Genomic DNA, 13813 nt, shown 5'->3' with positions numbered 1-13813 from the left:
CGGCTGGAGCCGCTCCGCGGTTTGCGCGTCACGCGGCCGCCGCCTCGGTGCGGTCCGCGTCGTCCCCGGCGTCCGGGCTCTCCCCGTCACCGGTCAGGAAGGCCGGCAGGGAGGCGTCGCCGCCCTCCGCATCGCCCTCCGCACCAGCATCGCCGTCGACCGCCGGCTCCAGCGGCCGGCGCAGCGGCTCGGGCAGCCAGCCGCTGCCGGCCAGCAGACGCTCGGCCTCCTTGGCCATGTCCGGCTTGCGCAGGTGGTCGATCAGCTGCGCCGGCTCCGGACCGCGGGCCTCGCGCACCGCCTCCAGGATGCGCGCCTTCGGCACCCGGCCGAGGTAGCTGTCCACCGTCGCCGTCCAGCCGGCCGCCGCCATGTCGAGGCCGACCGCCCCGGCCAGCAAGTCGGCGTGGGCGGCGCGCTGCGGCGCCCGGTTCCACGGCTCGTGCACGGCATTGACGCCGAAAGAGACGCAGTGGGCGAACAGGGCGGCCCGGCTGTCGCCGTCGAACCCCACCAGCGCCTCCCACAGAGCGGCAGGTTCGCTCGGCAGCTGGGCGCTCCAGGCGCGATGGCGGGCGTCGATCGCCCGGGCCGCGGCGCTGGCGGCGAGGTCGGGCGGCTGCACCCCGAAGCCGGCGCTCTTCAGCTCCAGCTCCAGGCAGGAGGCGCCGGGGCGCTGGGTGAAGGTGCGCAGGCACAACGCGTGCAGCGCCGCCAGGAAGGCGGTGTCGGGGTCGTTGGCCAGCGCGTCGCGCAGGGCGAGCGTGCGGTGCACGCTCAGTTCGATCAGCAGCCGCTCGGGCAAGGGCCGCAGCCCCTCGTCGTCCTCCGACGCCGCGGCATCGGCGACCGGCACCGGGCCCGACACGCTGGCACCGCCGGCGATGGCGGCCGGCTGGGCGGCCACCGCCCCGCCCCCGCCGCCGGCCGGGACGGCGGACGTCTCCTCGCCACCGGCCGGAACCACCGGCTCGACCGGCGCATCGTCCTCCGGCCGCACGTAGCCGCGATCCACCTGGAGCCCACCCTCGACATCGACGCTGACGAACACTCCGGCCCGCGCCACCTCAGCGGTCTCGTAGACCAGCGGCCGCTCCTCCAGCGCCCGCAATTCCGTGTCAATCTCGGCGAGGCGCCGCGCCACCGCGTCCAGCTCCTCGGCTTGTGCCGGCTCGCTCCCCTCCAGCCGCTCGTACTCGGCGTGCAGCGCGTCGTAGGTCGCCTGCTCCGCTTCGCTCAGCGGCACCGGCTCACCGGTCAGACGGCGCAGCCCACGGCTGTGGCCGTAGGGGAAGGCCAGCGCCACCTCCACCCACGTCCAGCCCTCCGCCCGCACCGTGGCGGCTTCGGCCTCCAGCTTCTCCGCCACCAGCCGGTCGAGCAGCGCCGGGTCCTGCAGCCAGCCGCCGTCGTCGTGCTGGAGCTGGAACAGGTCGCGCATCACCGCCCCGCCGGCCGCCTCGTAGGCCTCCACCCCGACGAACAGCGCCCGCTTGTCCGACGCCCGCACCGCCCCCTCGGTGAGCAGCCGGCGGATCTGGTAGGGTTCGCGGCTGTAGGCTCGCGACAACGCCTCCCACACCTGCTCCTGGCGGGCATGGTCGCCGCTGACGGTGAAGGCCATCAACTGCTCCAGCGTCATGCGGTCCTCGGCATAGGCGTCGAGCAGCGCCGGCGCGACGGCGGCCAGCTTGAGGCGCTGCTTCACCACGGCGGGGGCGACGAAGAAGCGGGCGGCGATCTCCTCCTCGCCCAGCCCGGCCTCGCGCAGGGTCTGGAAGGCGCGGAACTGGTCGAGCGGGTGCAGCGGTGCCCGCTGGACGTTCTCGGCCAGCGAGTCCTCCTCGGCGAGGCCGGCGGTGCGCACGACGCAGGGCACCGGCTGGGTCTTGCTCATGCGCTTCTGCTTGACCAGCAGCTCCAGCGCCCGGAAGCGGCGGCCACCGACCGGCACCTCGAAGACGCCGGTCTCGGCGCCCTCGGCGTCGAGCACCGGGCGGACGGCGAGGCTGTGCAGCAGGGTGCGCCGCGCGATGTCCTCGGCGAGCTCCTCGATGGAGACGCCGGCCTTGACCTTGCGGACGTTGGCCTGGGACAGCACCAGCTTGTTGAAGGGGATGTCGCGCGAGGCGTTGAGGACGATCTTGGGCATGGCCATGGTCGGGTTCTCCGCGACGGACGGCTGGGAGCCTTTCTCCCAACCTCCTCATCCGTCGCCCGATCCCCACCGCCCTTTCCCTTTATGCCGGGCACGGTTCTGCAACCGACCAGCGCTCCCCCGTCCTCCTCGAACGGCCACTTGCCGGGGAGCACCGCCACACGCATCACCCCGCCCAGGGCGGCAGAAGCGTTTGGGGAGAAACAGCGGTCCGTCCACATTCTTGGTGCAGCGGAAGGCTAGACCACCGCCGTTGGAGTCGCTTTGAGGACGCGATGGCCCAACAGGTCAATGCCACCGCGGCCGAGCTGCCTTTTACCAACCAATGTTGGTCGCTTCAACGTTGATATAAGAGCTGACATTGAATGGGAAAATCATCGCATTTCCAAGGGCGGAAGCGATGTCCCCCAAGAATGCGATAATGTGGTCATTGCGGTCATTCGCATCTACGATGCGCACTCCAGTTGCCGCAGACATTCCAAGTTTTTCATTGAGAACGCGCGGATAGGTGGTAGGTATTCCATGGCCATGGAAATAACTTTGATAGCCGTCCTCAATACTGAGAATCATATTGTGCCTCATAGCGAACTGCTCATCACCTCCAGGCGAAGCTGAAACAATCCGCTTCATCAAGCTGCTAAGGTTATCGCCACCATTAAATTCAATCCGCTCACACACTAGGAACGTCACGATATTTTGAGTTGAATGCTCAAACACGTCATACGCCATGCGCGCCGCCGCCCTTCGGTCAAAGCCCTCATCCACAAAAGCCTGATGCAGCTGAAAGAACTGCATAACCATGTGAGTGGGCTTTGTCGGATAGACGATAGGAGGAGGGTCGACCCTCATGCGCTTAACTTTACTTAGCTTGTCCAGAGTTTCTTCAAACCGCTTGGCCTCCACAACGGATTTTATCTCTCCGACACCGTAGACAGTTTCTACAGGGAAAAACCGCCGCAGATCGCCAGTTTCGAGCTTTGGCGTTTCGTTCTCATCGTAGACGATGACATCGCATTGAGTGCTGCGGCTCGCAGGATCAACTTTCGACGTGTGGCCGATCACGACCCCCCTCAGAGCATGCGAAGTGAGACGGCAGGAACGATAGGAGCATGCGCTTAAGAAGGCGCTCCCTATAACCGCCAAATTCTCCCGGATGATATAATTTACCTGTGGTACCATTCTCGAACAAATCCCGAGAGAGTTCGAGAAAGTTGCGCCGAAAGCTCGCGGCGTGTTCGCGTGCCAGTTTTTCAATGATCGGATTCATGAATGTGACCTCTCAGCCTCCTAGCCGCCGCTGGTATAGCCGAACCGCAACGCACGGCAAACCTCCTACGGCTACCGCCTCCTCTCATCGACACGCTGAATTGGCAATTAGGGCGCTGCACCGGCGCAGCTTACACACCACACAAGCCCTCGCATTCGTTGGACCAGAGATCGAGCTGGCCACGGTCGGCTTCGGTCATCAGGTCCGCCTCGTCGAGCGGCACGGCAGAGCGGTGGAGATAGACCTCGCCACGGATGCCGCAAAAGCCGGTGCAGATGGCGCGGTCCACCGCCACGGCGTCGGCCCAGGCGTCGGGATCGCCGTTGCGCAGCCGCCGCCATTGGGCGTCGGAGTGGAAGGGACAGCCGATGCAGGCGCTGCGGGGCGGCTCCGGATAGCCGTGCCGGGCCAGCCAGAGCAGGCAGTCGCGCCGGGTCATCCGCCGTTCGACCAGCGGCCAGCGGTTGACCTGCCAGCCCTCGGTGGACGGCTTCATGCGCGCCGCCTCCTCGAGCGAAATCCCCAGCCACGCCTCCACCACCGGAATCGTGGGCGAGCACCAGCCGGCAATCCTGGCCAGTTCGCGCACCTTGCGCTGGACCGGCACGACCTTGCAGGTGCTGGTGCACTGTCTGCGGATCATGCCGATGGTGACGCGGCCGGCCGGCAGAACGCACGTGCCGACAATGGTTCCGCCCTACCCGTCCTCGCCGACGAACGGGACCACGGTCCCGGGCGGGGTGACAGTGCGGGTGTAGGCGGGGATGGACGCCCGGCGTTGCCCCCGCGGTCCGGCCAGGAGGTCGGCCCGTAGGTCGCCGGCCGAGACGACATGGACCGGAAAGGGCAACACGCCCCAGGACTATCAGCCGGGCGAGGTGGCGGTCGACCGCCTGTGGCTCCCAGCCGGTGTCAGCGAAGACGGCGCAATCGGGCATCGGGCCAACGGCGCCATGGGCCGCAATCAGGGCCAGGGTGGTGGACTGGACGCCGAAGCCGTGGCTGAGGGCGCTCAACCGGATCGACGACGACGCCGGCTCGGGCGGCGGGCACTATAAGGAGCGCGCGCCCATCACACGGACTCCCGCTCGTCACCGGCCACAGGAGCAGTTTTGGGCAGGAAGCCGAGGAGGTAGTCGGCCACCTTGCTGGCTTGGCTGGCGGCGCGGACGATGGCGTGATTGTCCCCGCGCAGCACGTCCAACCACGCACCAACGTAATCGGCGTGACGGACGGTAGGGACGATGCCGAGTGCAGCGCAGAGATAGGCGGCTGAAATTTCGGCAACCAGCTCCTCGAAGGCGTATTTGCGGGAGCCGAAGGCCCCAGACAGGTCACGGTTCAGCCGCGATGCGTGACCGGTGCTGTGACCAAGTTCGTGCAGCACGGTGCGATGCCAGTTGACAGGCTCGAAGAAGGCCTGCGGAGGCGGCACCTGCACGTAATCGTGCTGGGGGCTATAGAAGGCGCGGGTGCCGCCGATGCGGACATCGACGCCGCTGGCCTGGATCAGCGCCGCGGCCCGCGGCAGGATCAGCCCCTCCGGGATCGGCGGCGGCACCACGGCGATGCCGTCGGGCAGGTCCTCGCATTGGGCGCAATTGAAGACCGTGAAGCGCTTGAGGAAGGTGATCGCCTGTGGCTCTTCCCCGGTATCCCGCGCGCGCCGGCGTTCGTCGTCGGGGATGAAGCGGTCGGCATAGACGACGGTGGTGCCGCGTTCGCCTTTGCGGACGTGGCCGCCCCGAGCCAGGGCCTGACGGAAGGTAAGCCAGCTCTGGCCGGAGAAGCCCCGGGCGACGACAGCGCCCCACAGGATGAGCACATTCACGCCCGTGTAGGCGCGGCCGGTGGCGGCGTTGCGGGGCAGGCCGAGCGGGGCGGCAGCGGCCGGGGTTCCCCAGGGCTGTACCCAGGGCAGTCGGCCGGCCTCCAGTTCGGCGATGATTCGGGCGGTGATCTCGGCGTAGAGGCTGGTCTGGTCGGCGCCGGAACGGACGGTTCGCACGGTGTCGGGCATGGCGGGTCTCCGCGACGGGCAGGCCGGAAGCCTGTCCCCCCAGCCCCGAAACCCGTCGCGAACACCGTCAAGCCCTCTCCCTCTCCTCCGGGCGCCTGCCCCAACCGCCAGACGAAACGGCCGACGCTGACGCCGGGCCGTTCGCGGTGTGAAGCGGAAGGGCCTTCAGCCGCCACCGACGAAATCGATACCGCGGTGAAGGGGGTGGGCCCAACCTATCTGGAGTACCGGCCGAATGCAGCGCACCCGGTCGGTAAAGCTGGAGATGAAGGAGGTCATCGGGACGCGGCATTCCCCGATCGAGGGAGAAACCGGCGGCTTCCCGTTGACGCCTCACGCCAGCCGCGCTGAAGTGACGGTGATGATGTCCAGGCAGACTTCCCGGTTCCACCGCACGGCGGAAACGGTCCCTCCCATCGCCGGCGCCTACGTTCTGCTCGTCAGGCTGGCGGAGGCGGTGGACGTCGCCCTGCCCGGCCGGGCCAAGGCCATTCTGCCGCCGGGGCGGTACCTGTATTGCGGCAGCGCCCGCGGCCCGGGTGGACTGTGTGCCCGTGTCGGCCGCCACATGCGCCGAGACAAGACCTTCCGCTGGCACATCGACCGCCTGACCGCGGCGGGCACGGTGACCGGCTGCTGGGCTTTTCCCGCCGGCGACGAATGCGCGCTGATCACACGCATCGCCGCCCTGCCGATCCCGGTTCCAGGGTTCGGCAGCAGCGACTGCACCATTTGCCGGAGCCATCTCCTGATATGGCCCGACGGCGTCGCGCTGCCCTTCGACGTTGCGGACGTTTCCCTGGCCGCCGCTGGACCGGACGTGGTCCGGGTGCTATCGGTCACGGCCATGACCAACAACCTGGATTTCACCCCCGCCGAGCGCGACCTGATCCGCCGCGAGTTCATGAGCCGCTGGTCGGAACCGCCGCGGCTGGCGGACGGCATCCTTCTGAAGCGGTGGGCGACCGGCCCGAGAAGAGGCGAACCGAAACTCACGGCCACCATCCAGATCATGCTGGAGCTTGGGTTGGTAACGATCGCCGAAACGGATCGGGGATTTCCCCGCGCCCATTTCACCGAGTCGGGATACACCGCGCTGCGGGCCATTGCGGCCAGCCCGCGGCAGCTACCGCCGGAGCGCTACGGTCATCTCATTGACGAACTCGCAGATCGGCCGGAGGACCGCTGATGTTTGGGCGTCCGGCAAGCATCTCAGTCGGCGACCGCTTCACCAAGGTCGGCCAGCCGTCGAGGGTGTTGATCGTCATGGCTGTGGACGACCGTCCCGGTCGGCCGCCGCATGCGTTCGTGTCCACAGCGTCGAGCGGTGGAGACCGCCTGCTGATTGCGCTCTCCGCGCTCACCGATCCAACCCTGTTCAGACGATTGTAAAGGAGGTGAGCACTGCGCTGTCCGCACCGCAAGCGATGCAGTTGATCAGGGCATCTGGACAGACGGAACCCCGCTGGGGAAGCGCAGCTGGCGCCGGATCGTCTTTCCCACTCGGAGGAGACCCAGGTGAAGCTCCGCGCGCCTCGCGGTCGGGAGCGGGTGACAACCCACCGCCGCTGCTCCATCCTCAAGGGCCATGCCGAAGCCGTCGCTCTCTGCCCCATCCCGCCGCTGAGAACCGCGAGCCGCTGTCCGGGCTGGTGGAGCGCGCCACCCAGCACCACGCTGAGAACGGCCACTGCGTGCTGCGGATTGCGGCGAGCGGTCGCAAGTATCTCGTCACCCTGTTCGGGAAATCGGTCTCGAAGGGCGCATCTCTTGAAGTGGCCGGCCATTGGCCGTACATTTGGACAGGAGAATGACCATGCCAAATGCAGCATCCAAATCGAGCAGCGGGCGAACCCGCGCAGAACGCTTGGAGGCCCGTGTCACTGCGGAGCAAAAGAGCCTGATCGAGCAGGCGGCTGCGCTGCAGGGGCGGACCGTGACCGACTTCGTGCTGACAAGCGTGCAGGACGCTGCCCGGCGTGCGATTGAGGAGCACCACCAGCTCTCACTGTCTGTTCGCGACAGCGAAGCCTTCGTTGATGCGCTCTTAAATCCAAAGCCGGTCAACGACCGCCTCCGCGAGACGGTACGCCGCTATCGTGAGAGAGCTGGCGTTTGACGCGTGAACGATCAAGCAGAAGAGAAGCTCCGCGTCGAGCCGCTGACTCCAAGCCATGATCGATCCGGGTTTGAGAGCGGCGTAGAGCCCCTGGACAGGTACTTTCGGGTGCAGGCCGGCCAGGACGCACGGAAGAATATGGCCGCGCCCTTTGTTCTGGTGCTGCTAGATGGGACGATCGCAGGCTACTACACGCTCTCGTCGACCTCCGTGCAGCTCGGCGAGTTGCCGGAGCAAACGGTGCGGAAGCTGCCGCGATACCCGTTGATGCCGGCGACGCTTTTGGGCCGGCTTGCAGTCGACCGGCGGCAACAGAGAAAGGGGCACGGCCGGTTTCTCCTGGCCAATGCTCTCTACCGCGCCGCCCAGAGTGAGATCGCCTCGTTCGCGGTGATCGTCAATGCGAAGGATGACAACGCCCGCCGCTTCTATGAGCGGGAAAGCTTTCTACCGTTTCCAGATCAGCCCATGAAGCTGTTTCGGCCGATGGCAGACATAAAGCAGCTCTTCAAATGAACAGAGACGGAAACCGCGGGGAATAGCAGGCCAGTATGTCCACCTATTACACAGAGCGCGAATACGGGGCGCGCCCTCCGTCCATCGACACGATCGACGAGCGGCTGTGGGCGGGCCTTTACAGCTTGATCCAAACCCGCATCGAGGACGGCTCCTTCGGGCTACGCTTTCCTGGACAGTGCCCCGACGGAAACGGTCCATGCGGCTGTGATGAGCAATCATTCCGCAGAGTCTTGGCGGCTGAGGTTCCATGGATCGAGTGGCCTCTATCAGCGACGGAGGTGCCGGAAACCCCGGTCATTCTCGACTTGCTTGAGTTCTGCGCCAAGGCTGTGGGCGAGCCTGTTCAGGGAGCGTATCATTCATACTTCCGGCACTACCATCTGAGCTGGGACCGCGAAGCCGGGCTCGAGCGCTTCGTCGCCGATGTGAACATGCTGTTCCGGCGCAACTCGTTGGCCTTTGAACTCACTTCCGCCGGTGAAGCTCGCCGTGTTCTCCCGGCGCCGTTGGCCGACACGATCGGCTGGGCACTCTTCCAAACTGGCGATGCCGAAACCGACCGGCTTCTTGAGGCTGCCCGGCGCCGGATTCTGTTGCCGAAGCCGGAAGAGCGTCAGGATGCGCTGGAGAAGCTTTGGGACGCGTTCGAGCGAATGAAGACCCTCGAGCCGGGGCCCAACAAGCGCATCCAAGCAGACGCGTTACTGGATCGTGTCGCAGCGCCGGGTTCGGCGTTTCGAGAAGCGCTTGGGCGCGAGGCGGCCGAACTGACAAGCATAGGCAACAGCTTCCGTATCCGACATTTCGAAGTCACCCAGGAAGCTCTGACCTCAGCGGATCACATCGAGTATCTGTTCACCCGGATGTTCGCCTTCGTGCGGCTCGTACTGAGGGGAACGGGTCGTGGCGGATAAGAAGCCTGCACGGTCGAAGCGAGCCGCCCCGAATAAGGCCGGCGGGCGGCGCACCGCCGCGAGCGGTGGGCCGCCCGCACGGTCGCGCCGCAAACCCGGCAACCCCGGCTTTTCGGGCTTTGAGTACCAGATCGAGGTCACGGTCTGGGTGGCGCTCGATCTTATGCTCGCCAAGGGCGTGACCGAGGAGGTCGTAATCGAGCCTCGCTCGGAAGAAGATCTCGAAGCGGCCGTGAGGGATCCCTCGGCGGCTTCGCTTGGCCTGACGGCACAAGGCGCGCGGCTCGACTTGATCTTACAGGCCAAGACCCGCTCAGGCTCGCCTTGGCCAACGACGGCCATCGCCGATGTCCTTCTCGGCAGGGACGGCGAGGAATCTGATCGAGGCGCCAAGCGCAGCCGGCCGCTGGCGATGCTTCAGGACGATCCGCAGCGCAGGTATGTCTTCGTGACGAATGAAGCGTCGGCGGAAGGCTTAAGGGCCCACGAGGGCGAGCACCTGTTTGACTTTCCTGAAGTCGATGAGCTACCGCCCCACACGCGCGCCGGCTACGACTCCACGGCACAAGCTTCGCTCGCCCCTCGCATCCTCCTACTGACCGGCGTCACCCGTGAGGTGCTCGGCGCTCGGATCGGCGCGCTTCTTTCGCAGCACGGCCACGTCCCGATCTCAAAGCACCACGATTGCTTGCGCGACTTGCGCGAGGCGGTTCGCCAGCGGATCGAGGGCGCACACGGGGGCCGTTGGAAGCGATCAGAGGTGATGGACGTGCTTGTTCGTCATGGTGGCTCGCTGGCACCAACTCGTGACATGGACCGCTACGTTCGCCCGAAGTCATTCGACGCGATCAAGACTCAGCTCGACAAAGCGCACGCCGTCGTCATTGCGGGGCCGTCGGGGACCGGCAAAACCCTTACGGCCGATATTCTCGAGCTCGATCTGCGCCGGGGATCCCCTGTGTTCGATGTGATCGGCGAAGAGAACGGGCCCGGCTACATCCGACGAAATCTCACCCGCGCCGATTCGGTCCTGTTTCATTTGCGCGACCCCTGGGGTGGCAATCGCCTAATGCCCGGCGCCGACCGCTGGAGTGGCGAACTTCCCAAGCTGCTCGACAACGCCGGCCCAGGGCGAAAATTCCTGATCACCTCGCGCTCGGACGTTCTACAGAGCGCTGGCCATCAGTTGATGAAGCAGCTGCAGCCCTACGTCGTGTCCATTGAGGTCGAGGACTATGGGCCAAAGCGGCTGGCCGAGATCTATGACGGTATCGCAGCGGACCTTGGTGACCACGCGAGGCAACTGGCGGCGCAGCATCGCGAGCGAGCCCTCAAAGAGCTGACGCGGCCGTATGAGGTGAAGCGCTTCCTGGTCGCGCTCAGTCGGGAAGATCGGCGAAAGCCGCGCAAGATCGATGAGATTCTGGCCGACTCTCAAATCGAGGCCATATCCAAGGTCATTGCCGACCAGATCGCGCCGCTCGGTGCGGACGGCGCTGAGGCCGCTGCAATCATCTGGGCCATGCTTAGCGCGCGCGGCGCGGTCTCGCGTGATGTTTTCGCCAAACTCGGCCGACGCCTCAGATCAGCCGAACCCAATCTGCGGCCGGATATCGATGGCCTCATCGACTTCCTCGTGGCGGGCCAAAATCTCCGGCAGGACGGCGCAGCGCTGGCCTTCTACCACCCTCGCGTCGAAGACGGACTGCGGCTGACTTTCATGGGTCGCCCCCGCGACGCCGAGCAGACCCTCTCGACCTTGGTGGATGTCCTGTTGGGCTGGGACCGATCCGGAGAGGATTGGGGTTTGGAGACAGGCCTCAACGTGCTGCGGGCGACCGCGAAAGTTGGAAAGCTCCAACTGGATTTGTCGGCCGCAACCACGCAACGCCTTGACCAGCACCTAGAAGCTGTTGCTCTCTCCGCCGAGAAGCGTGCCGACTTTGAGCGTGCACTGCGGGACCTGGAACGGTTTGGCTCAGAAGACCACCCACCGGCCCGGCTGGCCAGGATTCTGATCGAGGGCGGCCCCGAGACGGACTCCATTGTCTTTCGCGAACGCTGGCGCGCGCCCTCCCTCGCCGAGACGGACGTGTCGACGCTCCGCAGTGATAGCCGGACGCAGCCGATGATTGAGCGGTTCATCCGCGAAGTGTTGCCGTTTTCGCACCGGGACTATCACTCAGAGCTGATTCCGCTGCTCGAAAGGCTCGCAACCGATCTCAGACCCGCGTTCTGGGACGCTTTGGGCGCGATCGCTGGCCCTGGTGGTCCGCACGACAACATCGACGTGATCGTCACGGGCGCCTTGACGGGAGCCGCTCCCGATTACGAGCGCGCGACCGAGCGCTTCGCCCGCTCCGAGGCCGAGGCTGATGCCTGGCTTGAGGGTTTTGCCGATGAGTCCTATCAGGCGCAGGAACACGCGGTCGACGCCGACGCAGCCGACCACATCGTTGACGAACCGAGCGAGCAGTATTTCAACGCGCGAGAAGGCATGAAGATGGTTGTGCGCCTGCGGCGGGCGCACGAGGGCGTGATGTGGATCGCCGCCAGTCCGCATCGAAAGCTTCTTCTCTATGCACTGGGCGATCTGATCGCGCAAACCCGTCGAGCGCCGCCGATTGCGGAACTTAAGTTCCTGCTGGAGAACGCGGACGACTGGGTTCGAGACCAGGCTTGGCGGGCTGCCAAGCAGCACTGGGACGATTCTCTCGGCGGCGTTCTCGTCGACGAGCTGGCGCGTCCGGATATCGGCAACACCAGCCTGCGCCACCAACTTGTCGAAATTGCTGCGGCTCACGGCCGTGGCGATCCCATGCCCGACCTTGTCGCGGTATTCGGGCGCGTGCCGCTCGGGCGCCGTTTGGAGCTGGTCTACGACGTCTTCACGACCAAGCTCGATGACGACCCAGAGGGGGAGGATGGCACGACGGCCCGGCGGGCACGGGCTGAGCGGCTGTTGCAGAGCTTGACCGGCGGTGAACGCGCGCTGGCTCAGGCCTTGGTAGATATCCTCGCGGGCGGCGACATCCGTGCAGTGGCGGGTGCGCTGTCGCAGCCAAGTCGAGAAGTTTTGGCCTTGATGCTCGCAAGCGCCTCGGTCGATTTACTGGGGCCATTGGCATGTCTGGCGGCAGGGGGTGGCCTGAACATAGACGATGCGGCTACCCGGCTGCTGTCAACCGACGACGCCGCAGATGGCAAGGCGGCTATCCAGGTGATATTGATCGCAAATGGCGCTGACCTGCGCGCGAAGCTTCTGAAGGCTCTGGCACACAAGCGCTATAACGTGCGCCGACGCGCCCTGCGTGTCCTTGCAGCAGATGCACCGGCTACGGAACGCGCACGCCTGATCGAATGCGCCAACGATCACAGCGCAGACGTCCGACTGGCATTCGCCACCCTCATGGAAGAGTATTGCTGGCCCGAAGCGGTCAACGCCTTGGTGAAGCTGCTGGGTGACACACGCAATTTCGCCAGCCATCTCGGCGCTGGGTCCTCGTGGTCGAAGTTCAGCGTGGCGCGGGCAGCGGCACGCGCATTGGGCGCTTATGAGGCCTTACCGGCCCCAGCGATTGAAGCCCTGTTGGAGGCCGCGCAAGCCGAGGCTCCGGATCCATTCGTCGCGTGCGGGGCGTTGTCCGCGCTAGCCAATCAGGACGATCCGCGGACCATTCCTGTGATGCTATCCGCGCTCGCAAGCCCAGGGCTCGACCATTCACGATCCCACCGGCCGCGCGCGCAAGCAGCCGCCTGGTCGCTCTGCGATCGAGCGACGAGTGGTCGATCGGACATGCTGAGCGCTGATGCGCTACGGATAGCAGAACAGGATGAGGCGGCCGTAGCGGGTCCGTTGCTCATCGCCTTTGGCGTCCACCCTGGTGAGATGCGCGAGAACCTTCTGAAGCGGCTCCGTGCATCCCGTCAGTTCGACCGCGAGGCGGTCGTCCGCACGGTGGCCGTCGCGGTCGACGCCATCGCCGGGATGTCGTTGGATGATCGCGAACAGAGCCTTTGGCGTCTGGCACGCGGCGAGGCGTTGGACTCGCTCAGCCCGGAGGATCGTGCTGTCCTGGAGACGTGGAGCCAAGCGTTGGATCTCAAGGGCGGATTCGAGCGCTTCATCGCCTGGATCGCAGAGGCGGCGTTCAGGCTGCCGCTCAACGGCGAACTCGATAATATCCGCGCCTTCGCTCTTCCTGAACGGATTGGCGTCCTGACGATGCGTTCCCTAACTCCCTACAGGGAAGAGGGAGGCAGTCAGGTTGACGACGGCACGTGACCGGGGTTCCGCTGCAAAGTCTGAACACGGGTGATAAGGAGTTCAGCCTCTGCAACGTTAGGCAGCGCCCCAACAGATCGGCGATGAAGACGGCTTGGGCAGGCATGTCGTTGGTGGGGAAGTGCGGTGACTTGATAGTCGGGGAAGCAGGCGCTGGTCGAAGCTGTGCGACCGTCTGGCGAGTCGCTGAGCTAGACCCACCGCCCTGCCCTCTCCAAAGTCTATGTGCCCGTCCACGCACTGGCGCCCTACGCCAGAGCCCTACGCCAAAACACGCGGGAATTTCCGCCCAAATGATTCCGATATGATTCCGGAAACGGTCGGAAGCGGGCTGCCTCCGGATACGGAAAGCCCCCGAAAACTGTTTGTTTTCAGGGGCTTTGATTTGGTTGCGGGGGCAGGATTTGAACCTGCGGCCTTCAGGTTATGAGCCTGAAAGTGGGTGGTTCGGTAAATGCGGCCAACCAGCAAGACCTGCTCAGTACAAAGGACCGTGCTTACTGGGTGCTTACTGGAGCACCCAACCGGCCC

General features: G+C 65.6%; 10 protein-coding genes. 6 read left to right on the top strand and 4 right to left on the bottom strand.

Going from position 1 to position 13813, the window contains the following annotated elements:
- Window positions 1-28 precede the first annotated feature (28 nt).
- From B9N97_RS05880 to B9N97_RS05865, 4 genes are all read right to left on the bottom strand, one after another.
- Window positions 29-2158: a ParB/RepB/Spo0J family partition protein gene (locus tag B9N97_RS05880; RefSeq protein WP_085084270.1), complete on the bottom strand. Its 2130-nt coding sequence runs from the start codon at window positions 2156-2158 to the stop codon at window positions 29-31.
- A gap of 315 nt (window positions 2159-2473) precedes the next feature.
- On the bottom strand, window positions 2474-3220 hold the full coding sequence (locus B9N97_RS05875; protein WP_143266366.1) for a DUF6602 domain-containing protein: 747 nt from the start codon (window positions 3218-3220) through the stop codon (window positions 2474-2476).
- A 335-nt stretch (window positions 3221-3555) separates the two neighbouring features.
- Window positions 3556-4068, bottom strand: a complete 513-nt coding sequence (locus B9N97_RS35895) for a hypothetical protein (protein ID WP_208621148.1) — start codon at window positions 4066-4068, stop codon at window positions 3556-3558.
- Window positions 4069-4497: 429 nt separating this feature from the next.
- Window positions 4498-5445 carry an ArdC family protein gene (locus B9N97_RS05865; RefSeq protein WP_085084266.1) on the bottom strand — a complete coding sequence of 316 codons (948 nt, stop codon included), beginning with the start codon at window positions 5443-5445 and terminating at the stop codon, window positions 4498-4500.
- 235 nt (window positions 5446-5680) lie between these two features.
- Between B9N97_RS05865 and B9N97_RS05860 the strand changes: the two genes are divergently transcribed.
- The 6 genes from B9N97_RS05860 to B9N97_RS05835 all read left to right on the top strand — a co-directional run bounded on the left by B9N97_RS05860 (window position 5681) and on the right by B9N97_RS05835 (window position 13282).
- Window positions 5681-6634, top strand: a complete 954-nt coding sequence (locus B9N97_RS05860) for a GIY-YIG nuclease family protein (RefSeq protein WP_244560570.1) — start codon at window positions 5681-5683, stop codon at window positions 6632-6634.
- Window positions 6634-6837, top strand: a complete 204-nt coding sequence (locus tag B9N97_RS05855; protein WP_085084264.1) for a hypothetical protein — start codon at window positions 6634-6636, stop codon at window positions 6835-6837. Before B9N97_RS05860 ends, B9N97_RS05855 begins: the two co-directional genes overlap by 1 nt.
- A 418-nt stretch (window positions 6838-7255) precedes the next feature.
- Entirely contained in the window at window positions 7256-7564 is a 309-nt protein-coding gene (locus B9N97_RS05850; RefSeq protein ID WP_136704085.1) for a type II toxin-antitoxin system TacA family antitoxin, read from the top strand.
- A gap of 3 nt (window positions 7565-7567) precedes the next feature.
- Window positions 7568-8080, top strand: coding sequence for a GNAT family N-acetyltransferase (locus B9N97_RS05845; protein ID WP_085084262.1), 513 nt, complete (start codon window positions 7568-7570; stop codon window positions 8078-8080).
- A gap of 35 nt (window positions 8081-8115) precedes the next feature.
- The gene (locus tag B9N97_RS05840) at window positions 8116-8997 is read left to right on the top strand and encodes a hypothetical protein (protein WP_085084260.1); all 882 of its coding nucleotides are present in this window, start codon (window positions 8116-8118) and stop codon (window positions 8995-8997) included.
- Window positions 8987-13282: an nSTAND3 domain-containing NTPase gene (locus tag B9N97_RS05835; protein ID WP_085084258.1), complete on the top strand. Its 4296-nt coding sequence runs from the start codon at window positions 8987-8989 to the stop codon at window positions 13280-13282. Before B9N97_RS05840 ends, B9N97_RS05835 begins: the two co-directional genes overlap by 11 nt.
- The last annotated feature ends 531 nt before the right edge of the window (window positions 13283-13813 follow it).

It is taken from the genome of Azospirillum oryzae, assembly GCF_900177515.1.
GTDB classification, from domain to species: domain Bacteria; phylum Pseudomonadota; class Alphaproteobacteria; order Azospirillales; family Azospirillaceae; genus Azospirillum; species Azospirillum oryzae_A.
The sequence above is the reverse complement of the archived record's forward strand: the minus strand, read 5'-3'. Positions and strand labels throughout refer to the sequence as shown.

Bases quoted from the DNA above. Each gene is read 5' to 3' on its own strand.
- B9N97_RS05840 (WP_085084260.1), top strand. From the start codon at position 8,116: ATGTCCACCTATTACACAGAGCGCGAATACGGGGCGCGCCCTCCGTCC.
- B9N97_RS05880 (WP_085084270.1), bottom strand. From the start codon at position 2,158: ATGGCCATGCCCAAGATCGTCCTCAACGCCTCGCGCGACATCCCCTTC.
- B9N97_RS05855 (WP_085084264.1), top strand. From the start codon at position 6,634: ATGTTTGGGCGTCCGGCAAGCATCTCAGTCGGCGACCGCTTCACCAAG.
- B9N97_RS35895 (WP_208621148.1), bottom strand. From the start codon at position 4,068: ATGATCCGCAGACAGTGCACCAGCACCTGCAAGGTCGTGCCGGTCCAG.
- B9N97_RS05865 (WP_085084266.1), bottom strand. From the start codon at position 5,445: ATGCCCGACACCGTGCGAACCGTCCGTTCCGGCGCCGACCAGACCAGC.
- B9N97_RS05850 (WP_136704085.1), top strand. From the start codon at position 7,256: ATGACCATGCCAAATGCAGCATCCAAATCGAGCAGCGGGCGAACCCGC.
- B9N97_RS05860 (WP_244560570.1), top strand. From the start codon at position 5,681: ATGCAGCGCACCCGGTCGGTAAAGCTGGAGATGAAGGAGGTCATCGGG.